Source organism: Pantoea latae (assembly GCF_002077695.1).
In the GTDB taxonomy this organism is placed as follows: domain Bacteria; phylum Pseudomonadota; class Gammaproteobacteria; order Enterobacterales; family Enterobacteriaceae; genus Pantoea; species Pantoea latae.
On the sequence record NZ_MWUE01000050.1, the window covers coordinates 1 to 23,439 of the forward strand.

General features: G+C 61.0%; 21 protein-coding genes. 19 read left to right on the top strand and 2 right to left on the bottom strand.

Annotated elements, in window-relative coordinates:
• Positions 1 to 192: 192 nt before the first annotated feature.
• Positions 193 to 1,002 carry a substrate-binding domain-containing protein gene (locus B2J69_RS23255; protein WP_081142799.1) on the bottom strand — a complete coding sequence of 270 codons (810 nt, stop codon included), beginning with the start codon at positions 1,000 to 1,002 and terminating at the stop codon, positions 193 to 195.
• 55 nt (positions 1,003 to 1,057) lie between these two features.
• The gene (gene pdxK, locus B2J69_RS23260) at positions 1,058 to 1,900 is read right to left on the bottom strand and encodes a pyridoxine/pyridoxal/pyridoxamine kinase (protein ID WP_081142801.1); all 843 of its coding nucleotides are present in this window, start codon (positions 1,898 to 1,900) and stop codon (positions 1,058 to 1,060) included.
• A gap of 96 nt (positions 1,901 to 1,996) precedes the next feature.
• On the opposite strand from pdxK, the gene B2J69_RS23995 reads away from it, so the two are divergent.
• The 19 genes from B2J69_RS23995 (at position 1,997) to flhE (ending at position 23,231) form a co-directional block, all read left to right on the top strand.
• The gene (locus B2J69_RS23995; protein ID WP_143806335.1) at positions 1,997 to 2,314 is read left to right on the top strand and encodes a hypothetical protein; all 318 of its coding nucleotides are present in this window, start codon (positions 1,997 to 1,999) and stop codon (positions 2,312 to 2,314) included.
• Entirely contained in the window at positions 2,311 to 3,090 is a 780-nt protein-coding gene (gene otsB, locus B2J69_RS23265) for a trehalose-phosphatase (protein ID WP_081142803.1), read from the top strand. Before B2J69_RS23995 ends, otsB begins: the two co-directional genes overlap by 4 nt.
• 5 nt (positions 3,091 to 3,095) lie before the next feature.
• Complete coding sequence (gene otsA / locus B2J69_RS23270) at positions 3,096 to 4,532, top strand: alpha,alpha-trehalose-phosphate synthase (RefSeq protein WP_081142805.1); 1,437 nt, start codon at positions 3,096 to 3,098, stop codon at positions 4,530 to 4,532.
• Positions 4,533 to 5,496: 964 nt separating this feature from the next.
• Positions 5,497 to 5,847: a flagellar transcriptional regulator FlhD gene (flhD, locus tag B2J69_RS23275; RefSeq protein ID WP_081142807.1), complete on the top strand. Its 351-nt coding sequence runs from the start codon at positions 5,497 to 5,499 to the stop codon at positions 5,845 to 5,847.
• Positions 5,848 to 6,426: a flagellar transcriptional regulator FlhC gene (flhC, locus tag B2J69_RS23280; RefSeq protein WP_033749746.1), complete on the top strand. Its 579-nt coding sequence runs from the start codon at positions 5,848 to 5,850 to the stop codon at positions 6,424 to 6,426.
• Positions 6,427 to 6,560: 134 nt separating this feature from the next.
• Positions 6,561 to 7,448: a flagellar motor stator protein MotA gene (motA, locus tag B2J69_RS23285; RefSeq protein WP_081142809.1), complete on the top strand. Its 888-nt coding sequence runs from the start codon at positions 6,561 to 6,563 to the stop codon at positions 7,446 to 7,448.
• Positions 7,445 to 8,392 (top strand): flagellar motor protein MotB, encoded by a 948-nt coding sequence (gene motB / locus B2J69_RS23290; RefSeq protein ID WP_081142811.1) that lies wholly within the window; start codon positions 7,445 to 7,447, stop codon positions 8,390 to 8,392. The genes motA and motB overlap by 4 nt, the downstream gene beginning before the upstream one ends.
• A 10-nt stretch (positions 8,393 to 8,402) precedes the next feature.
• Positions 8,403 to 10,376 (top strand): chemotaxis protein CheA, encoded by a 1,974-nt coding sequence (gene cheA / locus B2J69_RS23295; protein WP_174580933.1) that lies wholly within the window; start codon positions 8,403 to 8,405, stop codon positions 10,374 to 10,376.
• 22 nt (positions 10,377 to 10,398) lie between these two features.
• Positions 10,399 to 10,896 (top strand): chemotaxis protein CheW, encoded by a 498-nt coding sequence (gene cheW, locus B2J69_RS23300; RefSeq protein WP_081142815.1) that lies wholly within the window; start codon positions 10,399 to 10,401, stop codon positions 10,894 to 10,896.
• Between the two features lie 157 nt (positions 10,897 to 11,053).
• Positions 11,054 to 12,733 (top strand): methyl-accepting chemotaxis protein, encoded by a 1,680-nt coding sequence (locus B2J69_RS23305; RefSeq protein WP_081142817.1) that lies wholly within the window; start codon positions 11,054 to 11,056, stop codon positions 12,731 to 12,733.
• A 170-nt stretch (positions 12,734 to 12,903) separates the two neighbouring features.
• A complete protein-coding gene (locus tag B2J69_RS23310) occupies positions 12,904 to 14,565 on the top strand; it encodes a methyl-accepting chemotaxis protein (protein ID WP_081142819.1) in 1,662 nt (553 codons plus the stop codon).
• A 124-nt stretch (positions 14,566 to 14,689) separates the two neighbouring features.
• Positions 14,690 to 16,366, top strand: a complete 1,677-nt coding sequence (locus B2J69_RS23315) for a methyl-accepting chemotaxis protein (RefSeq protein WP_081142822.1) — start codon at positions 14,690 to 14,692, stop codon at positions 16,364 to 16,366.
• Positions 16,367 to 16,450: 84 nt separating this feature from the next.
• Positions 16,451 to 17,323 (top strand): protein-glutamate O-methyltransferase CheR, encoded by an 873-nt coding sequence (gene cheR / locus B2J69_RS23320; protein ID WP_081142825.1) that lies wholly within the window; start codon positions 16,451 to 16,453, stop codon positions 17,321 to 17,323.
• Positions 17,323 to 18,372 carry a protein-glutamate methylesterase/protein-glutamine glutaminase gene (locus B2J69_RS23325; protein WP_081142827.1) on the top strand — a complete coding sequence of 350 codons (1,050 nt, stop codon included), beginning with the start codon at positions 17,323 to 17,325 and terminating at the stop codon, positions 18,370 to 18,372. Before cheR ends, B2J69_RS23325 begins: the two co-directional genes overlap by 1 nt.
• Positions 18,373 to 18,411: 39 nt before the next feature.
• Positions 18,412 to 18,801 carry a chemotaxis response regulator CheY gene (gene cheY, locus B2J69_RS23330; protein ID WP_081142829.1) on the top strand — a complete coding sequence of 130 codons (390 nt, stop codon included), beginning with the start codon at positions 18,412 to 18,414 and terminating at the stop codon, positions 18,799 to 18,801.
• Between the two features lie 9 nt (positions 18,802 to 18,810).
• Positions 18,811 to 19,452, top strand: a complete 642-nt coding sequence (cheZ, locus tag B2J69_RS23335; protein WP_081142831.1) for a protein phosphatase CheZ — start codon at positions 18,811 to 18,813, stop codon at positions 19,450 to 19,452.
• 143 nt (positions 19,453 to 19,595) lie between these two features.
• Positions 19,596 to 20,744 carry a flagellar biosynthesis protein FlhB gene (gene flhB, locus B2J69_RS23340; RefSeq protein WP_081142833.1) on the top strand — a complete coding sequence of 383 codons (1,149 nt, stop codon included), beginning with the start codon at positions 19,596 to 19,598 and terminating at the stop codon, positions 20,742 to 20,744.
• On the top strand, positions 20,737 to 22,830 hold the full coding sequence (gene flhA, locus B2J69_RS23345; RefSeq protein WP_081142835.1) for a flagellar biosynthesis protein FlhA: 2,094 nt from the start codon (positions 20,737 to 20,739) through the stop codon (positions 22,828 to 22,830). Before flhB ends, flhA begins: the two co-directional genes overlap by 8 nt.
• Positions 22,830 to 23,231, top strand: a complete 402-nt coding sequence (gene flhE, locus B2J69_RS23350) for a flagellar protein FlhE (RefSeq protein ID WP_081142837.1) — start codon at positions 22,830 to 22,832, stop codon at positions 23,229 to 23,231. Before flhA ends, flhE begins: the two co-directional genes overlap by 1 nt.
• The last annotated feature ends 208 nt before the right edge of the window (positions 23,232 to 23,439 follow it).

The following is a 23,439-nucleotide window of genomic DNA, read 5'->3' on the forward strand; positions in this document are numbered from 1 at the left end:
GCACAACGTTTCCGCCTCAGCGCTGCGAATAGCCCTCTACAGCAGAGGAGGCGCAGTGGCTTCAGACAGAGTGCCCTTTGCAGCAGCTCGCACGGAAGCTGGCCAGCAGGCTGGTGCCGCCCCGGAGCGGCTCCAGACTGCGTTTTCACCCCATGCTTAACTGACAAGCCCGCCTTCTGGCGGGCTTTTTTATTAGTGACGGATAGCGCAGCCGCACTGGCCCATTTCGCCCAACAGCGCCTTGCCGTGATGGGAGTGGCGCAGCCGCAGTTCGCCGCGCCGCCATGCGCCATCTTCCTCTGCCCGATTAAGCAGCAACCGGTTCAGCGCCTCCGCTACCCGCAGCGCCTGCGGCTGCGCCCAGCAGGTCAGATGCCAGGTCGAGGCGGCGGCCTCTTCGCTGTCGCCCACCGCTGCCACGGCGAGGTGTGCCCCCTGGCCAAAATCACGCACTGCCTGTAGCGCGCCGAAGGCCAGCAGATCGCTGTCGCACAGCAGCGCCTGAATGCGCTCCGCGGCGCGGGCGCGCTTCAGGTAGGCCATCACCGTCTGATAGCCGCTTTCGCGGTCCCGGCCGGCGATAAGCGGGGGATGAAGCGTCTTGCCCGCCGCGGCCAGCGCGCTGCTCAGGCCGTCAAGGCGCGCCGCAGCCGCGCCGTTGGCCTGCTGCAGATAGCCGACGCGCTGATGGCCCTGCGCCAGCAGCAGCTCGCCCAGCGCCGCGCCGGCGGCAAAGTCGTCAAAAGGCAGTTCATCCAGCGCCAGCAGCGGCATGCGCCCGGCGGCAGCGCGAAAAGCGGGGGCGATCGGGCCGGAAAGCTGAATAGCAGCGCTCAGCAGAGGCACCAGCTGGCGCGCGCTGTCCGTTGTCGCGTCCACCAGCAGCGCGTTGCCGCCGCGCGCGTTAAGCTGGCGATGGAGTTCCTGCAGCAGCGCCGCCGTATGCGGATGACTGAGGTCGTCGCACAGCACGCCGACGAGTTGACAGGGGTTGTTATACATTTTAAGCGTCCTGTTAGGGTGAGGTAGCTTTACCCTAAAGGAAAACCGGCCGTTTTTACACTGCCTGAGCCTCTGCCAGCTGCAGCTCGCGTCTTCCCAGAGTGCGGGTGACCAGCACCGACCGTTCAGCGAACAGGCTGGCCTGCTCCACCGCGTTATTGAGCGGCACGCCGCGCAGCAGCCCGGCGGTCAGCTCGGCGGTAAAGAGATCGCCGGTGCCTTTCGGTGGATTATCGTAGCGCGGATGTTCGGTGATGAAACTCTCCTGCGCCGTGACGCAAAACACCTGCATGCTCTGTTTTGCATCGTCGCGAGTGGCGCTGGTGACCACTACCCATTCAGTCTGCGCGCCGAGCAGCGAGCGCGCGGCGTCGAGGATCTCAGCGTCGCTCTCCAGACGCGCGTCGCACAGGCAGCCCAGCTCAAAGCGGTTCGGGGTCAGCCCGGTCGCCAGCGGCGCAAGCTGTTCGCGGTAGTGGCGCGCCAGTTCGGGATCGACGTAGAAGCCGCTGTCGTCATCGCCCAGCACCGGATCGATAATCACCGGCATCTGCGGATTTTTCTCGCGCATCTGCCGCAGCCAGCGCGCCAGCGCGGTCGCTTTATTGGTGGACTTCAGATAGCCGAGCACCGCGGCGCGCGCGGTGACGTCAAGCTGACGCTCCGCCAGCGCGCTAAGGTAGCCCTCGAACCACTCTTGCGGGATCTCGCCGCCGTAGCAGCTGGCGTAGTGGGGCGTATTGCTCAGCAGCACGGTGGGCACTGCGACCACCTGCAAGCCGTGACGGCGCAGCGCGGGCACGGCGATGCTGTTGCCCACGCTGCCGTAAACCACCTGCGACTGAATGGAAATCACGTCGATCACTTCGCCGTCTGGCGTATCAGATACCTGAAACATCCTGCGCTCCTTGTTCACACTGTGTTGCCCCAGTATACAGGCCCGGCGGCAGGAGAGGACAAACAGGTAAACGAAGCGGTAAAGACAAGATAATCTGTGGCGAACAGGCAAAAAAAAGCGCATGGACTGGCAAAAGCGCCAGCACCGTCTACACTTAATCGCGACGATGTTTTCAGTCAGGTTGATATGTCTGTGGTGGTTCCTGAACGTAGTGGTGTTTTATCCGATTTTACATGCTGGTATCCGCAGTTTTTGTTCCACTTTCTGGTTCACGCGCGGCCGTTCCGGTTGCCGAACCCGCTGACATTCACCCCTGTTAAAACATCCTGCAATGGCGCGCCGACGAGCCAGGCCTCTGACCTGACAAGCCGCGAATCGTCCGCGCCCGAATTAACGACAGGAGAAGAGACGTGACCCAAGCGGCAAATGAACATGCCTCGCTTCCTGCGCTGAGCGGCGGTCTTTATGCCTTCTTTTTTGATGTAGACGGCACGCTCGCTGCGATACAGCCCCAGCCCGACGCGGTTTTCATTCCTGAAACCGTGCGTCAGCAGCTGCAACAACTCTCCCTGCTTTGTCATGGCGCGCTGGCGCTGGTTTCCGGCCGGCCGATCGCGCAGCTTGACGCGCTGGCCGCGCCGCTCGTCGCGCCCGCTGCTGGCGTGCATGGCGCCGAGCGCCGCGACGCCCAGGGCGAGATGCACCGCACCAGCCTGCAGCCAGAGGTTGCCGAGGCGCTACAGCTGCAGCTGCAGCAGGCGATGGATCGCTGGCCAGGCACTTTGCTGGAGGCCAAAGGTATGGCCTTCGCCCTGCATTACCGTCAGGCGATGCAGCATGAACAGGATGTGCTCGACCTGGCGGAACAGGTGGTGAAACGCTTTCCGGCGCTGGCGCTGCAGCCGGGAAAATGCGTGGTGGAGATCAAACCGCAGGGAATTGATAAAGGCGAAGCCGTACGCGCCTTTATGCGCGAAGCGCCCTTTACCGGTCGCATTCCGGTATTCGTTGGGGACGATCTGACGGATGAGAAAGGCTTTGTCGCGGTCAACGCCATGCAGGGCATCTCCGTGAAGATTGGACAAGGTTCCAGCCAGGCGCGTTATCGCCTGCCAGACGTTGAGGCAGTCTATGACTGGCTGGAGCGATTACTATTACAAATAAAACAAGACAACGTCGGTAAGGAGTAAAGGTTATGAGTCGTTTAGTGGTCGTATCTAACCGAATCGCCATTCCTGATGGGAAAAAAGCCAGCGCAGGCGGCCTCGCCGTCGGCATTCTCGACGCGCTGAAAAGCACCGGCGGTTTATGGTTTGGCTGGAACGGGGAAATCAGCGAATTTTCCGGAGAAGAGGAAGACGAACTGGTGCAGGCAGAGCATGACGGCATCTCCTACGCCGCGCTGCCGCTGAGTCAGAACGATTACGATCTGTACTACTGCCAGTTTTCCAATACCGTTGTCTGGCCCGCCTTTCACTACCGCCTCGATCTGGTGCAGTTCCAGCGCGAAGCCTGGGATGGCTACTGCCGCGTCAACGAGATGCTGGCGGAGCGCCTGAAGCCGCTGATCAAGCCGGATGACACGCTGTGGATCCACGATTACCACCTGCTGCCTTTCGCGGCCGCGCTGCGCAAGCAGGGCATTAACAACCGAATCGGCTTCTTCCTGCATATCCCGTTCCCGACGCCGGAGATCTTCAACGCGCTGCCGCCGCACAAAGAGCTGCTGGAGATGCTGTGCGAATACGATCTGCTGGGCTTCCAGACCGAGTCGGATCGCGTCGCCTTCCTCGACAGTCTGAGCCAGCTGACGCAGCTGCAGAACAAAGGCGAGAAGAAACACCGCGCGTTCGGCAACACCTTTATGACCGAGGTCTATCCTATCGGCATTGAGCCGGACAGCATCAAAGAGATGGCTGAAGGCCCGCTGCCGCCGAAAATGGCGGCGATGAAGCGCGAACTGGGCGATGCGAAGAACATCATCGCCTGCGAACGCCTCGACTATTCGAAAGGGCTGCCGGAGCGTTTCCTCGCCTATGAAGCGCTGCTGGAGAACTTCCCGGAGCATCGCGGCAAAATTCGCTATTCGCAGATCGCGCCGACCTCGCGCGGCGACGTGCAGGCCTATCAGGATATCCGTCACCAGCTGGAGACGGAGGCGGGCCGCATTAACGGTAAGTACGGCACCCTGGGCTGGACGCCGCTCTACTACCTTAACCAGCACTTCGACCGTCGTCTGCTGATGAAGATCTTCCGTCTGACCGACGTGGGTCTGGTCACGCCACTGCGCGACGGCATGAATCTGGTGGCGAAAGAGTATGTCGCCGCGCAGGACCCGGACGATCCGGGCGTGCTGGTGCTGTCGCGCTTCGCCGGTGCGGCTAACGAGCTGACCTCGGCGCTGATCGTTAACCCTTACGATCGCGATGAAGTTGCCGCCGCGCTCAACAAGGCGCTGACCATGCCGCGCACCGAACGCATATCGCGCTACAACGATATGATGGCGGTGCTGCGCAAGCAGGATATCACCCACTGGCGTGAGAGCTTCCTGAAGGATCTGTGGGCGATTCCGCCGCGCAGCGCCGATCACGGCACGGTAAACAAAGTGGCGACCTTCCCGAAACTCGCCTGATAGTGTCGGCGGCCCGCGCGAGCGGGCCGCCATCTGCTTTTCTTCCCCCGCACGTTCTACAGCCGCGCTAACCTCTTGCTCAGCCTTCTACGCAGCCGCTAGCGGTTCACTGACCGCACCTCTTCGCATCTCAGAAAAAAAAGCCGCTTTTTTCACGTTTCGCCCTAAAGTTTGCCCGCCTGATGCCGATAGTTGTCAGGTACAAAAGTGTCAAACCCGCTATTCATTCACAATTCTAATGTAACTATCTGTTACATCTGTTGTCCACAGCCTTACGTCCACTGTAAAGCGTTAACGCTTCGTTGCTAAAACGCGTCGATCTCTCACGGCCTCTCTTTACGCTTCCCTTACTCACTCCAGGAAACCGTTGCCCTAAGTGATTAATTTCAAAGCGGATCTCATGCGCCTCATTCAGCATAATATGCTGGCAATGACGATGTAAATGGCGGCTTATAGGGTGTTAAACGCAATGTTAAAGATAATAGATCGAGTTGTCGTCAGGCGGCCTGACACATCATATCTGTAACAGGAATAAGCCCCTATCAAGGACGAAATATAAGTGAAATCCGGTAAAGTTGGTTAAAAAACAGACAAAATAACAGCGATGCTGAAGGGTTCAGGAAAAAATTTGCCTTAAAAGTGTGACGCAGATCACACTTTATCTAAAATTTCACATCTCTGTCGTTGTATGTGGAAATCAGACGGGATAGATTTGCGTTGTTTTAGGAATAGTCTTAAAAAAATGTAAAGAGACGTCACGGAAGAGCGCAATAATTTAAAAAAGAATGGCCCTGGGGTTTTGACTGGCACTGTAAATATGTTCACCAGAACATGTGGCAGACTTCAGAGTACGTTTGGTTTTTGGCTGTAAATTTTTGCCATCTTTAGATTTACCAACCAGCAACCCGAAACGCAGAGGGTTTTTCTGCGATGCTAATACGTCGCGTCTGTCAGGATGGAAAAAATGGGTACAACTGATTTACTAAAACATATTTATGATATCAATCTGTCTTATTTACTGCTTGCGCAGCGATTAATTAACCAGGAAAAAGCTTCTGCAATGTTTCGCCTCGGAATTGATGAAGAGATGGCTGACGCATTGTCGCAATTAACCTTGCCGGAAATGGTAAAGTTAGCGGAAACCAATCAGTTGGTTTGCCAGTTTCGCTTTAATGACCACGCCATTATTAATCGCCTGACGCAGGAATCTCGCGTGGATGATTTACAACAAATCCACACCGGAATTTTATTATCCAGCCGTTTACTGCGTAATGTCTCAAAAGAAGAGACGCCGGCGAAAAAGAGGGCGATGTAAATGTCCGAAAAAAGTATTGTCCAGGAAGCGCGCGATATTCAGCTCGCCATGGAATTAATTACGCTGGGCGCACGTCTGCAAATGCTGGAGAGCGAAACCCAGCTTAGCCGCGGTCGTCTGATTAAGCTCTACAAAGAGCTGCGCGGCAGTCCGCCGCCAAAAGGCATGCTGCCGTTTTCCACCGACTGGTTTATGACGTGGGAGCAGAATATTCACGCTTCCATGTTCTGCAACGCCTGGCAGTTTATGCTGAAAACCGGCATGGCGACCGGCGTCGATGCGGTTATTAAAGCGTACCGCCTCTATCTCGAACAGTGTCCGCAATCGGACGAGGGCCCGCTGTTGGCGCTAACGCGCGCCTGGACCCTGGTGCGATTCGTTGAAAGTAATATGCTGGAACTCGCCGACTGCAAAAGCTGCAACGGCAGTTTCATCAATCATGCGCATCAGCCGGTCGGCAGCTTCGTCTGCAGCCTGTGCCAGCCGCCGTCACGCGCGGTAAAAAGACGTAAACTTTCTGCAGATTCTGCCGATACCTTTCCACAACTGCTGGATGAACAGGTTAAACACGCCGTTTAAGTTTGTTCGCATCGTGGAAAGTCATCCAGCAGCGGGGTTCTCCCCGCTGCTTTTTTTTTGCCCACGATTTGAATAGCGCCTGCGGCCCTCTGGCTTAACTTCCACCAACACGTTACGGACGTAAGGATGTTTTTGTGCTGATCTTATTGGGTTATATCATTGTTGTTGCATCCGTGTTGGGCGGATATGCAATGGTGGGCGGCCATCTTGGCGCGCTTTACCAGCCATCCGAACTGTTAATTATCGGCGGCGCCGCCATTGGCGCTTTTTTCGTCGGTAACAACGGCAAATCGATTAAAAAAACCTTAAAAGCGCTGCCGAAACTGATGCGCGGCTCAAAATACAACAAAGCCCTCTATATGGATTTGATGGCGCTGCTCTATCGTCTGATGGCCAAATCGCGCCAGCAGGGCATGCTGTCGCTGGAGCGCGATATTGAAGATCCCGCTCAGAGCGAAATTTTCGCTAACTATCCGCGTATTCTCGCCGATAAACAGCTGGTGGATTTTATTACCGATTATTTGCGCCTGATGGTCAGCGGCAATATGAACGCCTTTGAGATTGAAGCGCTGATGGATGAAGAGATCGAAACCTACGAGCACGAATGCGAAGTGCCAGCGCAAAGTTTATCCGCCGTCGGCGACGGCCTGCCGGCGTTCGGCATCGTAGCGGCGGTAATGGGCGTGGTGCACGCGCTGGCCTCCGCCGATCGTCCGGCCGCCGAGCTGGGCGCGCTGGTGGCGCACGCGATGGTGGGAACCTTCCTCGGCATCCTGCTGGCCTACGGCTTTATTTCGCCGCTGGCGTCGGTGCTGCGCCAGAAGTGCTCTGAAACCACCAAGATGATGCAGTGCATCAAGGTCACGCTGCTCTCCAGCCTGAACGGCTACGCGCCGCAGATCGCGGTGGAGTTTGGCCGTAAGACGCTCTATTCCGCCGAGCGCCCGTCATTTAGCGAACTGGAGGAGCACGTACGTAACGCCAAGAACCCGGCGAAACAGACTTCGGACGAAAATGCATGAAGAACAGCAACCGTCCCATTATCGTCGTCAAAAAGCGCAAGCATAAAGGCCACGAAGGGGGCCACGGCTCCTGGAAGATCGCCTATGCCGACTTTATGACGGCGATGATGGCCTTCTTTATGGTGATGTGGCTAATCTCCATCTCCAGCCCGCAGGAGCTGGTGCAGATCGCCGAATATTTTAAAACGCCGCTGAAGGTCGCCCTGACCGGCGGCAAGCGCAGCAGCGACAGCGACAGCCCGATCCCCGGCGGCGGCGACGACGCGACACGCATTCAGGGCGAAGTGAAAAAAGTCGTCAATATGGATGAGCAGAAGCGCAAGCTGGATGACATCCGCCTGAATCGCCTGCGGGAAAAGCTCGATCAGCTGATCGAGGCGGATCCGCGGCTGAAGGCGCTGCGTCCGCACCTGATCATCAACATGGTGGAAGAGGGGTTGCGCATTCAGATTGTCGACAGCCAGAACCGGCCGATGTTTAAAACCGGCAGCGCGGAGGTAGAGCCCTATATGCGCGACATCCTGCGCGGCATCGCGCCGCTGCTGAACGATATCCCCAACCGCATCAGCCTGGCGGGGCATACCGACGACTTTCAGTACGCCAGCGGCGATCGCGGCTACAGCAACTGGGAGCTTTCAGCCGATCGCGCCAACGCCTCGCGGCGGGAACTGGTGATGGGCGGTCTCGACGGCGGCAAAGTGCTGCGCGTCGTCGGCATGGCCGACACCATGAAACTGAAGAACCGCGGCGGCAACGATGCCGTCAACCGCCGCATTAGCCTGCTGGTGTTGAACCACGACACCGAAGCGGCAATTGAAAAAGAGAACGCCGAGAGCGACGCCGTCCAGGTGAGCGATCCGGCGGCCATTGAAAAGATTACCGCGCCGCCTGTGCCGCAAAACAGCAGCCCGGTAAACACAGCAGCCCCCTCACAGCCGAGGTGATCCCGTGAGCATGGACATCAGCGATTTTTACCAGACGTTTTTCGATGAGGCCGATGAGCTGTTAGCTGACATGGAGCAGCATCTGTTGGGTCTCGATCCCCAGGAGCCGGACTCCGAGCAGCTAAACGCCATTTTCCGCGCCGCCCACTCTATCAAGGGCGGCGCCGGAACCTTCGGCTTTACGGTATTGCAGGAAACCACCCATATTCTGGAAAACATTCTGGATGGTGCTCGTCGCGGCGAGATGCAGCTCAGCACCGACATCATCAACCTGTTTTTGGAAACCAAAGATATTATGCAGGAACAGCTCGATGCCTATAAAACCGCGCAAGAGCCGAACGCGGAAAGCTTTAACTATATCTGCGAGGCGCTGCGCCAGCTGGCGTTAGAGGCCAAAGGCCTGCCCGTTCCCGAGCCGGCCGCCGCACCCGTGGCGCAGGCCGCGCCGGCGAGCAGCGGACTGCGCGTGCAGCTGATCAACCTCAAAGAGAGAGAAGTCGATCTGCTGCTGGAAGAACTGGGCAATCTCGGCAGCCTGAGCCAGGTGGTGAAGGGCAGCGACAGCCTGGAAGCGAACATCGACGGCGTCGGCAAAGACGATATCGTGGCGGTGCTCTGCTTCGTCATCGACGAAGCGCAGATCCGCTTCCCGGAAGCCGCCGCCGCCGCAGAGGCCGCGCCGGTCGCCGAGCCGCAGCCGGTGGAAGAGGCCGCGCCGGTGCAGAGCGCCAGCGTCAGCGAACTGCCGGTGGCGAAGCGCGAAGCCAAACGCGCCGCCGCGCCGGCCAAAACCAGCGAGTCGAGCAGTATCCGCGTGGCGGTAGAGAAGGTCGATCAGCTGATCAACCTGGTCGGCGAACTGGTGATCACCCAGTCGATGCTGGCGCAGCGCTCGGGCGAACTCGACCCGGTGGCGCACGGCGACCTGCTGAACAGCATGGGCCAGCTGGAGCGCAACGCGCGCGATCTGCAGGAATCGGTGATGTCGATCCGCATGATGCCGATGGAGTATGTCTTTAGCCGCTTCCCGCGTCTGGTGCGCGATCTGGCCAGCAAGCTGGGCAAAGAAGTCGAGCTGACGCTGCTCGGCAGCTCGACTGAACTCGATAAGAGCCTGATCGAGCGCATTATCGATCCGTTGACGCACCTGGTGCGCAACAGCCTCGACCACGGCATCGAGTCGCCGGAAAAACGCCTCGCGGCGGGCAAAGTCGCCACCGGCAACCTGACGCTGTCGGCGGAGCATCAGGGCGGTAACATCTGCATTGAGGTCTCTGACGACGGCGCGGGCCTGAACCGCGAGCGCATCCTCGCCAAGGCGCTCTCGTCTGGCCTGCCGGTCAGCGAAAACATGAGCGACGAAGAGGTCGGCATGCTGATCTTCGCGCCGGGCTTCTCCACCGCCGAGCAGGTCACCGACGTGTCGGGCCGCGGCGTCGGCATGGACGTGGTGAAGCGAAACATCCAGGAGATGGGCGGCCATGTTGAGATCGCCTCGAAGCAGGGCAAAGGCACCACCATCCGCATTCTGCTGCCGCTGACGCTGGCGATCCTCGACGGCATGTCGGTGCGCGTGGCGGATGAAGTCTTTATTCTGCCGCTCAACGCGGTGATGGAGTCCCTGCAGCCGCGCAGCGAAGAGCTGAAGCCGCTGGCGGGCGGCGAGTGCGTGCTGGAAGTGCGCGGCGAATACCTGCCGCTGGTCGAGCTGTGGAACGTGTTCGACGTGCAGGGCGCGAAAACCGAGGCGACGCAGGGCATCGTGGTGATCCTGCAGAGCGCGGGCAAGCGCTACGCGCTGCTGGTGGATCAGCTGATTGGCCAGCACCAGGTGGTGGTGAAAAACCTCGAGAGCAACTATCGCAAAGTGCCTGGCATCTCCGCCGCCACCATCCTGGGCGACGGCAGCGTGGCGCTGATCGTCGACGTATCAGCGCTGCAATCGCTGAATCGTGAAAAACGTGTGGCCGGCGCGGCCGCCTGACTGATAACAAAAGGGTAGAAACATGACTGGAATGGCAACCGTGACCAAAATCGCCGGCGAGACCGTCGGCCAGGAGTTCCTGGTATTTACGCTGGGAGATGAAGAGTACGGTATCGATATTCTCAAGGTGCAGGAGATCCGCGGCTACGACCAGGTGACGCGCATCGCCAACACGCCGGAGTTCATCAAGGGCGTCACTAACCTGCGCGGCGTGATCGTGCCGATTATCGACCTGCGCGTGAAGTTTTCCCAGCCCGACGTCGAGTACAACGACAACACCGTGGTGATCGTGCTGAATCTGGAGCATCGCGTGGTCGGCATCGTGGTGGACGGCGTCTCTGACGTGCTGTCGCTGACGCAGGATCAGATCCGCCCGGCGCCGGAATTCGCCGTCACCATGTCGACCGAGTATCTCACCGGCCTCGGCGCGCTCGGCGAGCGTATGCTGATTCTGGTGGACATCGAGAAGCTGCTGAGCAGCGAAGAGATGGCGCTGATGGATACGCTGCGCAGCGCGTAAGCCGCTTTTTTTCACGGGCCGGTATAACACCGGCTCGTGACTATTTCCTATTAAAATCAAGATAATAGATTTCTTCTTTTTCCCGCCTTGCCCTAAATATCTCCCGCCGCTGGCCGATAATTGTTCTGCTTTATCTTCTACTTTCCCAGGGCTCCTTATGCTTACCAAAATACGTGTAGTCACCAGCTTGCTGCTGGTTTTACTGATGTTTGGCCTGTTTCAGGCCTTCTCAGGAGCAGTCTTTTTCTCTGCGCTCAGCGACGATAAAAACAGCTTTAACGTGTCGCAGCTTGCCAGCCGCAATCAGGCGGCGCTCAACGACGCCTACGCCAGCCTGAACCAGAGTCGCGTGGTGCTGACGCGCGTCCAGCTGCGTATCGCCACCAGCAAACTCAGCGGCAAAGACGCGGATATCGATCACCTGATCGACGACAGCAAACATTTCCAGCAGTCGGCCGCGGATAACTTCAAACTCTATAAGGCGATCCCCGACACCACTGGACAGAACGTCGCGCTGAATAAAGAGCTGGACGTCGCCTACGCCGCCTACGCGGATGCGCTGCGCCAGCTGCAGGAGGCGCTGATCGCCAGCGATATGGCGGGCGTGGCTCAGGCGCCGGTGGCACCGAGCCAGAGCGCGTTCCTTAAGCTCTATACCGACTGGCGCGCCGATCAGGCGCACCTCGCCGAGCTGGGCGTGGCGAAAAACGCCAGCGCCTATGCGCGCATGCTGTGGATCCTGGGCGCGATTATGGCGCTGGTGGCAGTGACCATCGCGCTCTGCTGGGTCGGCCTGCGTCGCGTGCTGATTAATCCGCTGAACGCGAATATCGCCCATATCCAGCAGATCGCTCAGGGTGACCTGACCCAGCCGATTCAGGTGGAAGGGCGCAACGAAATGAGCCAGCTGGCCGCCAGCCTGCAGGAGATGCAGCAGTCGCTGGTGCGCACCGTCAGCAACGTGCGCGACGGCTCCGACGCCATCTTTACCGGCGCCAGCGAAATATCGGCCGGCAACAACGATCTCTCCGCGCGCACCGAAGAGCAGGCGGCGTCGCTGGAGCAGACCGCCGCCAGCATGGAGCAGCTCACCGCCACCGTGAAGCAGAACGCCGAGAACGCGCGCCAGGCGTCGCAGCTGGCGCTCAGCGCGTCAGAGACCGCGCAGAAAGGCGGCAGCGTGGTGGACGGCGTGGTGAAAACCATGAGCGACATCGCCGGCAGCTCGAAGAAGATCGCCGACATCACCAGCGTCATCGACGGCATCGCCTTCCAGACCAATATCCTGGCGCTGAACGCGGCCGTTGAGGCGGCGCGTGCCGGCGAGCAGGGCCGCGGCTTCGCCGTGGTGGCGGGCGAGGTGCGCAGCCTGGCGCAGCGCAGCGCCCAGGCGGCGAAAGAGATCAAGTCGCTGATTGAGGACTCGGTGAATCGCGTCAACGCCGGCTCGCAGCTGGTCGGCACGGCGGGCGACACCATGAGCGACATCGTCAGCGCGGTCACGCGCGTCACCGACATCATGGGCGAAATCGCCTCGGCGTCGGACGAGCAGAGCCGCGGCATCGACCAGGTGGGTCAGGCGGTGACCGAGATGGATCGCGTGACGCAGCAGAACGCCTCGCTGGTGGAGGAGTCGGCGGCGGCGGCGGCCTCGCTGGAGTCGCAGGCGAGCCGTCTCAGCCAGTCGGTGGCGGTGTTCAAGATCCCGCGCGCGGCGGCAGCGGCGGTCGGCACCCGACACGTGCAGATTGCGGCGCCCGCGCTCAGCCTGGCTTCCGCCGCGCCGCGCAAGGCGCTGGCCGTGCCCGGCAGCGACGCCAACTGGGAAACCTTCTAAGCGCTACCTGCATGCCGGGTATCCGCCCGGCATGCTATTTTTCCTCTTCAGCCGTGCTCCCCGCTTTTAAAACCTACATAACTGTAAAAACCGTTAAACCCGCTCAGATCTGACGCTGGCGCGCCGATAGAGAGCCTGCACGTTTTTTTAATGATCCCCGGGAAAAATATATGTTGAAACGCATTAAAGTGGTGACCAGCCTGATCGCCGTGCTGGCTATTTTTAGCCTGCTGCAGCTGACGTCGGGCGGGCTGTTCTGGTCGGCACTGCAGAAAGACAAAGAGGCGTTCGCGCTGGCGCAGGTCTCTACGAATAACGTCACGGCGATGACTGACGCCTGGATCGCGCTTAACCAGACGCGCATTACCCTCAACCGCGCCATGCTGCGCCTGCAGAGCAGCACCGCGGCGCAGATCAACGGCGGCCCGCTGGACGAGCTGGTTAAACAGACCGAACAGCAGCTGGCGCTGGCCGATCGCAATTTTAAAATCTACTACGATTTGCCCGCTACGCCGGGGCTGGAGGTGGCGCTGCGCGATCGGCTGGAGGCGCAGTACGCCAGCTATCACGACGGCCTGGCCGGCATGCTGGAGCGCCTTAAGGCGCGCGATCTGGACGGGATGTTCCGCTTCAATATCGAACAGATCCAGAACACGATGCAGGCCGCCTACAGCGACTGGCGCGCGAAGCAGACCACGCTCGCCGCGCAGGGCGCGGAGCAGAACCAGCGCGCATTCACCCAGATGATGTGGCTGCTGGCGACGGTGGCGCTGCTGGTGATCGGCGTGGTGGCGGTCTGCTGGTTTGGCCTGCGTCAGGTGCTGATCCAGCCGCTGCACCAGCTGCTAACCCATATCCGCACCATTGCGGCGGGAGATCTGACCCAGCCGATCGCGGTGGAAGGGCGCAATGAAATGAGCCAGCTGGCGAACGGGCTGCAGGAGATGCAGCAGTCGCTGGTGCGCACCGTCAGCAACGTGCGCGACGGCTCCGACGCCATCCTGAGCGGCGCCAGCGAAATTTCGGCGGGCAACAACGATCTCTCCGCGCGCACCGAAGAGCAGGCGGCGTCGCTGGAGCAGACCGCCGCCAGCATGGAGCAGCTCACCGCCACCGTGAAGCAGAACGCCGAGAACGCGCGTCAGGCGTCCCAGCTGGCGCTCAGCGCCTCGGAAACCGCGCGCAAAGGCGGCGATGTGGTAGACGGCGTGGTGAAAACCATGAGCGATATTGCCGGCAGCTCGAAGAAGATTGCCGATATTACCGGCGTCATCGACGGCATCGCCTTTCAGACCAATATCCTGGCGCTGAACGCGGCGGTGGAAGCGGCGCGCGCCGGCGAACAGGGCCGCGGCTTCGCCGTGGTAGCGGGCGAGGTGCGCAGCCTGGCGCAGCGCAGCGCCCAGGCGGCGAAAGAGATTAAGTCGCTGATTGAGGACTCGGTAAATCGCGTCAACGCCGGCTCGCAGCTGGTTGGCACGGCGGGCGAGACCATGAGCGACATCGTCGGCGCGGTAACGCGCGTCACCGACATCATGGGCGAGATCGCCTCGGCGTCGGACGAGCAGAGCCGCGGCATCGACCAGGTGGGTCAGGCGGTCACTGAGATGGATCGCGTGACGCAGCAGAACGCCGCGCTGGTGGAGGAGTCTGCTTCTGCCGCGGCCTCGCTCGAAGCGCAGGCGAGCCGCCTCAGCGAGTCGGTATCGGTGTTCGCCATCCCGCGCGCCGCGCAGGCACCGCGCGCGCCAACCCGCGCCGTTGCGGCCGCGCCGCTGGCGCGTCAGCCGCAGGCGGCAACGGTCAGCGGCGATAACTGGGAAACCTTCTAAACCGCTGTTTACGCCCGCAGGGAAGCGGGCTTTTTCCTCCTCTGGTCCAACCCCTGCTTCCTTACATAAAGATCCCTTCATTGAGGCCGATAACTAGTGCGATCCGCCAACCAATGAGGTGTTTATGTTTAATCGAGTACGCGTTGTCTCCGGTCTGCTGAGTGTGCTGGTGCTGTTTGTGCTGCTGCAGCTGGTTTCCGGAGGCGCTTTTTTTAATACGGTGAAAGCCGACAAAGAGAATTTTGCCTATAACCAGCGTCTCGCGACGCTGCAGCAGGCGATGGGCACCTCATGGGTCTCCCTGGTTCAGGCGCGCAACACGCTGAACCGCGCCGGGATCCGCTACCTGCTCGACAGCCAGCAGGCGGGCTCAGGCGCCACCGTGCAGGATCTGGTGGCGCTGGCCAATGACGAGTTGAAAGTGGCCGACCAGGGGTTTGCCGACTTCAACGCCAACCTGTCGGAAAAGGGCAAAACCGCTGAAAACGTGCTGACGCTGCAGGCCAACTACAAAGCCTACCGCGACGCGCTGACCGAGCTGACCGGTTTTCTCGGCACGGGCAATTTCAAAGGCTTCGTCGATCAGCCGACCCAGGGTTTTCAGGACAAATTTGAAAAGGATTACAACGCCTGGCAGAGCCATAACCAGCTGCTGGCGAAGCAGGGCATCGACGCCAACAACAGCGCCTATCATCACGCCATTATGATCGCGGCCGGCATGGTGCTGATCACGCTGCTGATCAGCCTGCTGGTCTGGACGGTAATGCGCGGCTCGCTGATCGGTCCGCTGAAGCAGAGCATCGAGCATATCCGCCATATCGCGCGCGGCGACCTGACGCAGCCGATCGCCTTTAGCGTGCGCAATGAGCTGGGCGATCTGCTGACGGCGCTGCAGCACATGCAGACCGAGCTGGTGCGCACCGTCTCGACGGTACGCGACGGCGCGGACGCTATCTACACCGGCGCCAGCGAAATCGCCATCGGCAATAACGACCTCTCCTCGCGCACCGAGCAGCAGGCGGCGTCGCTGGAGCAGACCGCCGCCAGCATGGAGCAGCTCACCGCCACCGTGAAGCAGAACGCCGAGAACGCGCGTCAGGCGTCGCAGCTGGCGCTCAACGCGTCGGAAACCGCGCAGCAGGGCGGCAAAGTGGTGGACGGCGTGGTGAAAACCATGAGCGACATCGCCGGCAGCTCGAAGAAGATTGCCGACATCACCAGCGTCATCGACGGCATCGCCTTCCAGACCAATATCCTGGCGCTAAACGCGGCCGTTGAGGCGGCGCGCGCCGGCGAACAGGGCCGCGGCTTCGCCGTGGTGGCGGGCGAGGTGCGCAGCCTGGCGCAGCGCAGCGCTCAGGCGGCGAAAGAGATCAAGGCGCTGATTGAGGACTCCGTGGCGCGCGTCGACACCGGCTCGGTGCTGGTGGAGAGCGCTGGCGAAACCATGCAGGACATCGTCAATGCGGTGACGCGCGTTACCGACATCATGGGCGAAATCGCCTCGGCGTCGGACGAGCAGAGCCGCGGCATCGACCAGGTCGGTCTGGCGGTGACGGAGATGGATCGCGTCACCCAGCAGAACGCCGCGCTGGTGGAAGAGTCCGCCTCGGCGGCCGGCTCGCTGGAAGATCAGGCCAGCCGACTGAAACAGGCGGTTTCTGTGTTCAATATTGGTAAAGAATTTGTCGCCCAGGCCGTTAACAGAACTACGGCGTCGAACAGTGTTCGTCTGGAGGCGCCGGTCGCGGCCTCCCGCGCGTCAGCTGTACGCAGCGACGACAACTGGGAAACCTTTTAATCGCCTGGATGGCCGGTTGGCGGCAACGCCGACCGGCATAGCAGCAGAATTTAATCAGTGAAGTACAGTGCCAGGTGACCTGAAATGAAGAAATCGACGTTACTGGATCAAAACGACGCGACAACGCTGCTCTCGCAGATGGTGCAGCGCCTGCCGCTCTCGGATACACACTTTCGTCGTATCAGCCAGCTGATCTATCAGCGCGCCGGCATTGTGCTGGCCGACCATAAGCGCGAGATGGTGTACAACCGGCTGGTGCGCCGCCTGCGCACGCTGAATATTGATGACTTTGGCCGCTATCTGGCGCTGCTGGAGAACGATGCCAACAGCGCGGAGTGGCAGGCGTTTATCAACGCGCTGACCACCAACCTGACCGCTTTTTTCCGCGAGGCGCACCATTTCCCCATTCTGGCGGAACATGCGCGCAAGCGCTCCGGTAGCTTTAACGTCTGGTGTGCCGCCGCCTCGACCGGTGAGGAGCCTTACTCCATCGCCATGACGCTGGCGGAGACGCTGGGCGCCGGACCAGGCAAATTTCAGGTGCACGCCAGCGACATCGACACCCAGGTGCTGGAGAAAGCGGTCGCCGGCGTCTATCGCCAGGAGGAGCTGCGCACCCTCTCGCAGCAGCAGCTGCAGCGCTTCTTTCTGCGCGGCACCGGCCCCCATGATGGCATGGTGCGCGTGCGGCCGGAGCTGGCGAACAGCGTCAGCTTCGCCCGCCTTAACCTGCTGGCCAACGACTGGGCGCTGCCGGGACCTTTCGATGCGATCTTCTGCCGCAACGTAATGATCTATTTCGATAAAGAGACGCAGGAGAAGATCCTGCGTCGGTTTGTGCCGCTGCTGAAGCCAGGCGGCCTGCTGTTTGCCGGTCACTCAGAGAACTTCAGTCAGATCAGCAAAGAGTTCTGGCTGCGCGGACAAACCGTCTATGGACTGACGAAGGAAAGATGATGAGCAAAATCACCGTAATGTGCGTGGACGACTCCGCGCTGATGCGACAGCTGATGACCGAAATCATCAACAGCCATCCCGATATGGAGATGGTGGCGACCGCGCCCGATCCCTTAGTCGCGCGTGATTTGATCAAGCAGTACGACCCGCAGGTGCTGACGCTGGACGTGGAGATGCCACGCATGGACGGCCTCGACTTTCTCGAGAAGCTGATGCGTCTGCGCCCGATGCCGGTGGTAATGGTTTCGTCGCTGACCGGCAAAGGCTCGGAAATTACGCTGCGCGCGCTGGAGCTGGGCGCGGTCGATTTCGTCACCAAGCCGCAGCTCGGCATTCGCGAAGGGATGCTGGCCTACAGCCAGATGATCGCCGACAAGATCCGCGCGGCGGCGCGCGCCCGACTGCACGCTCGTCCGACAATGCCGGCGCCGGTGACCTTAAAAGCAGGCCCGCTGCTGAGCAGCGAAAAGCTGATCGCCATCGGCTCCTCGACCGGCGGCACCGAGGCGATCCGCCACGTGCTGCAGCCGCTGCCGCCGACCAGTCCGGCGCTGATGATCACTCAACATATGCCGCCGGGCTTTACTAAATCGTTCGCTGAGCGTCTGAACAAGCTTTGTCAGATCACGGTGAAAGAGGCGGAAGACGGCGAGCGCATCCTGCCGGGGCACGCCTATATCGCGCCGGGCGCGATGCATATGGAGCTGGCGCGCAGCGGCGCCAACTATGTGGTGAAACTGAATGAAGGGCCGCCGGTGAATCGCCACAAGCCGTCGGTGGACGTGCTGTTTCGATCGGTGGCGATCAACGCCGGCCGTAACGCCGTGGGGGTGATCCTCACCGGCATGGGCAATGACGGCGCGGCGGGCATGCTGGAAATGCACCGCGCCGGCGCCTGGACCATTGCGCAGAGCGAAGCCTCCTGCGTGGTCTTTGGTATGCCGCGAGAAGCCATCGCCAGCGGCGGTGTGAGCGAAGTCGTGGATTTAGGCAATATCAGCCAGCATATGCTGGCAAAAATTAGCGCCGGACAGGCACTGCGAATTTAACAGGCCCGTCCTGCCGGGCGAGATAACACAGGAGTAATTATGGCTGATAAAAACATGCGCTTTTTGGTGGTGGACGACTTCAACACGATGCGTCGCATCGTGCGTAACCTGCTGAAAGAGCTGGGCTTCAACAACGTCGAAGAGGCAGAAGACGGCGTCGACGCCCTGGGCAAGCTGAAAGCGGGCGGATTCGACTTCGTCATCTCTGACTGGAACATGCCGAACATGGACGGCCTGCAGCTGCTGCAGACCATTCGCGGCGACGCCACGCTGGGCAAGCTGCCGGTGCTGATGGTCACGGCAGAAGCGAAGAAAGAGAACATTATCGCGGCGGCGCAGGCCGGCGCCAGCGGCTACGTGGTGAAACCCTTCACCGCCGCCACGCTGGAAGAGAAATTAGGCAAGATCTTCGAAAAACTGGGTATGTAAGGAGATGTGATGAGCGACCTTCCGAAACCAACTGAGGATGCCTCGGCACACGACATCATCGCTCGCATCGGCTCGCTGACGCGCATGCTGCGCGACAGCCTGCGCGAGCTGGGGCTGGACAAAGCCATTGCCGATGCGGCCGAAGCCATTCCCGACGCCCGCGACCGTCTGGATTATGTGGTGCAGATGACGGCACAGGCTGCCGACCGCGCGCTGAACTGCGTAGAAGCGGCGCAACCGCATCAGGATAAAATGGAAGCCGGGGCAACCCAGCTGAAAGGGCGTTGGGACCAGTGGTTTGAAAACCCGATTGAGCTGGCCGACGCACGTGAGTTGGTGACGGATACGCGCGCATTCCTCACCGACGTGCCAGAGCATACCGCCTTCACCAACAAGCAGCTGCTTGAAATCATGATGGCGCAGGATTTCCAGGACCTGACCGGTCAGGTGATCAAGCGCATGATGGATGTGATCCAGGAGATTGAGCGCCAGCTGTTGATGGTGCTGCTGGAGAACATGCCAGAAGTGAGCGCCGAGAAGCGTCAGGAGGGCACCAGCCTGCTGAACGGTCCGCAGATCCACGCCGATGCACCGGGCGTGGTGGCGAACCAGGATCAGGTTGATGACCTGCTGGACAGCTTAGGGTTTTAATCCCGCGCCGCCAGCCTCCCGGCTGGCGGCACCTTTTCTTTCTCATCCGCCAATGAACGGCGCTTTTCCCCGTTTTATCTCCGCTTTAACCAAAGCCAAATTTGGCATTCTATGCTCAGAATTCCTGTTCACTGAGGTTTGTCGTGGCTGAAGAGAGCGACGAGGACAAAACAGAATCGCCCACAGCCCACCGACTTGAAAAAGCGCGTGAAGAGGGGCAGATTCCGCGTTCGCGCGAGCTGACGTCGGTGCTGATGCTGCTGGCGGGCCTGATGACCCTCTGGCTGGGCGGCTCGCTGATGGCGCGTCGGCTGGCGGCGATGGTTGCCTCCGGGCTGCGTTTCGATCACAGCATGGTCAACGACAGCAAGCTGATTATCGGCCATATCAGCGGCCTGATTGGCCAGGCGGTCATGGCGCTGCTGCCGCTGATGGCCGGGCTGGTGATGGTGGCGATCGCCGCGCCGATGCTGCTGGGCGGCCTGGTGATCAGCGGCAAATCGATCAAGGTCGATTTTAAAAAGCTCAATCCGCTGCCTGGCTTCGCCCGCATGTTCGCCGCGCAGGCCTGGACCGAGCTGTTCAAAGGCATCCTTAAGGCGGTGCTGGTCGGCAGCGTCGGCGGCTGGTACATCTGGTCGCACTGGCCGGAGATGCTGCGGCTGATCAGCCAGTCGCCCTCTAACGCCCTGATGCACGGGCTGGAGATGATCGCCGCCTGCTGCGCGCTGGTGGTGCTCGGCCTGATCCCGATGGTGGGCTACGACGTTTTCTGGCAGCTCTACAGCTACTACAAAAAGCTGCGCATGTCGCGCCAGGAGATCCGCGACGAATTCAAACAGCAGGAAGGCGACCCGCACGTGAAAGGGCGCATCCGTCAGGCGATGCGTGCCGCCGCGCGCCGCCGCATGATGGCCGATGTGCCGAAAGCGGACGTCATCGTCACCAACCCGACGCACTACTCCGTGGCGCTGCAGTACAACGAAAAGATGAGCGCGCCGAAAGTGGTGGCGAAAGGCGCGGGCGACGTGGCGCTGAAGATCCGCGAACTCGCCGCCGAACACCGCATTCCGCTGCTGGAGGCGCCGCCGCTGGCGCGCGCGCTCTATCGGCACACCGAAATTGGCCAGCAGATCCCCGGCGCGCTCTACGCGGCGGTGGCGGAAGTGCTGGCCTGGGTCTGGCAGCTGCGGCGCTGGAAGCGCGAAGGCGGCCTGATCCCGAACAAACCAAAGAATCTGCCGGTTCCGGCGGATATGGACTTTGCAGGAGAGAAGCGAAACGATGGCTAACCTGGCCGCAAAACTGCGTTTACCGAACAACCTGAAAGACACGCAATGGCAGGTGCTTGCCGGTCCCGTGTTGATCATGATGATCCTGTCGATGATGGTGCTGCCGCTGCCCGCCTTCATCCTCGATCTGCTGTTCACCTTTAATATCGCGCTCTCGATTATGGTGCTGCTGGTGGCGATGTTCACCCAGCGCACGCTGGAGTTCGCCGCCTTTCCTACCATTCTGCTCTTCTCCACGCTGCTGCGTCTGGCGCTTAACGTCGCCTCGACCCGTATCATTCTGATGGAAGGCCATACCGGCGCTGGCGCGGCCGGGCGCGTGGTCGAAGCCTTCGGCCACTTCCTGGTCGGCGGCAACTTCGCCATCGGCATCGTGGTGTTCGTTATTCTGGTGGTGATCAACTTTATGGTGATCACCAAAGGCGCGGGGCGTATCGCCGAGGTGGGCGCGCGCTTCGTGCTTGACGGCATGCCCGGTAAACAGATGGCGATCGACGCCGACCTCAACGCCGGTTTGATCGGCGAACAGGAGGCGAAAAAACGCCGCACCGAAGTGACCCAGGAGGCGGACTTCTACGGCTCGATGGACGGCGCCAGTAAGTTCGTGCGCGGCGACGCCATCGCCGGGATCATCATTATGGTGATCAACGTGATCGGCGGGCTGCTGGTGGGTGTGGTGCAGCACGGCCTGGATATCGGCCACGCTGCTGAAACCTATACGCTGCTGACTATCGGCGACGGCCTGGTGGCACAGATCCCGGCGCTGGTGATCTCCACCGCGGCGGGCGTGATCGTCACCCGCGTCGGCACCGATCAGGACGTCGGCGAGCAGATGGTGAGCCAGCTGTTCAAAAACCCGCGCGTGATGCTGCTCAGCGCCGGCGTGCTCGGCCTGCTGGGCATGGTGCCTGGCATGCCGAACTTCGTTTTCCTGCTGTTTACCGGCGCGCTGCTCGGCCTCGCCTGGTGGATGCGCGGCCGCGAGATGGAGGCGAAGAAGAACCCGGAAGCGGCCAGCAGTTCGCTTATCAAGCCTCAGGATACGCCCGCTAATACCGAGGCCTCCTGGACCGACGTGCAGCTGGAAGACACCCTCGGCATGGAGGTGGGCTATCGTCTGATCCCGATGGTGGACAACAACCAAAACGGCGAGCTGCTGGGACGCATCCGCAGCATCCGTAAAAAGGTGGCGCAGGATGTCGGCTTTCTGCCGCCGGTGGTGCATATCCGCGACAATATGGAGCTGCCGCCTGCGCGCTACCGCATTCTGATGAAAGGGGTGGAGATTGGCAGCGGCGACGCCTATCCGGGCCGCTGGATGGCGATTAACCCCGGCACGGCGGCGGGCACGCTGCCGGGCGAGGCGACCGTCGATCCGGCGTTCGGGCTGGCGGCCATCTGGATCGACAGCGCGCTGAAAGAGCAGGCGCAGATTCAGGGCTTTACCGTGGTGGAGGCGAGCACCGTGGTGGCGACGCACCTTAATCACCTGATTGGTCAGTACGCCAGCGAGCTGTTCGGCCGTCAGGAGGCGCAGCAGCTGCTGGATCGCGTAAGTCAGGAGATGCCGAAGCTGACCGAGGATCTGGTGCCGGGCGTGATTACCCTGACGACGCTGCACAAGGTGCTGCAAAACCTGCTGACCGAGCGCGTTTCAATCCGCGATATGCGCACCATTATTGAAACCCTGGCGGAGCATGCGCCGGTGCAGAGCGATCCGCAGGAGTTGACCAGCGTGGTGCGCGTGGCGCTGGGTCGCGCCATTAGCCAGCAGTGGTTCCCCGGCAACGGCGAAGTGCAAGTGATCGGCCTCGACGCGACGCTGGAGCGTCTGCTGCTGCAGGCGCTGCAGGGCGGCGGCGGGCTGGAGCCTGGCCTGGCCGACCGGCTGCTGGAGCAGGCGCAGGCCGCGCTGCAGCGTCAGGAGATGCTGGGCGCGCCGCCGGTGCTGCTGGTCAACCATCCGCTGCGCGCGCTGCTGGCGCGCTTTCTGCGCCGCAATCTGCCGCAGCTGGTGGTGCTCTCCAATATGGAGCTGACCGACAACCGGCATATTCGCATGACCGCCACCATCGGAGGCAAGTAATGGCGCGCTGGCGTCTGGGACTGGCGCTGCTGCTGACGGCGCTGCCGCTTTTCGCCGCCACGGGCGCCTGGCACGCCAGCGTCAGCGGCCCGGCGCTCAGCAACCGGGGCGGCTGGGTGAAGTCGAAACCGCTGCGCGCGCCGCCGGGCGTTTCCGGCTCGGTGAGCCTGATTAACTGGCGCTATCAGCTGACCGGCGCCGCGCCGTCAGGATTACAGGTAAAGCTGTGCGGCGCGCAGCGCTGCGCCTCGCTGGAGGGCGGCAGCGGCGCCACGCGTGCGCTGGCGCATCTCGACGCGAGCGAAACGCTCTATATGGTGTTTGGCGTAGCGGGCAGCGGGGCGCTGCCGCCGGGGCTACGGGTGCTGAGCAGCGAAGTGATGGTAAATTATCAGTATTAAAAAACCCCGCCGAGGCGTAATGCTTGTCAGTTAAGGTCATGTTCAGGCGAGGCCGCTATTTTCTCTTAATGGCGGCCTTTTCTTATGCGCGTGTGAGCATGCTGGTGCGGGCCACTGCACCTCCTCTGCTGCCGGGCCGTCCTCGCGCCGCTTCGCGGTGCCTTCGGCTGCAACGTCGTGCCGGACGGACCGTTCGGGTACGGCCATC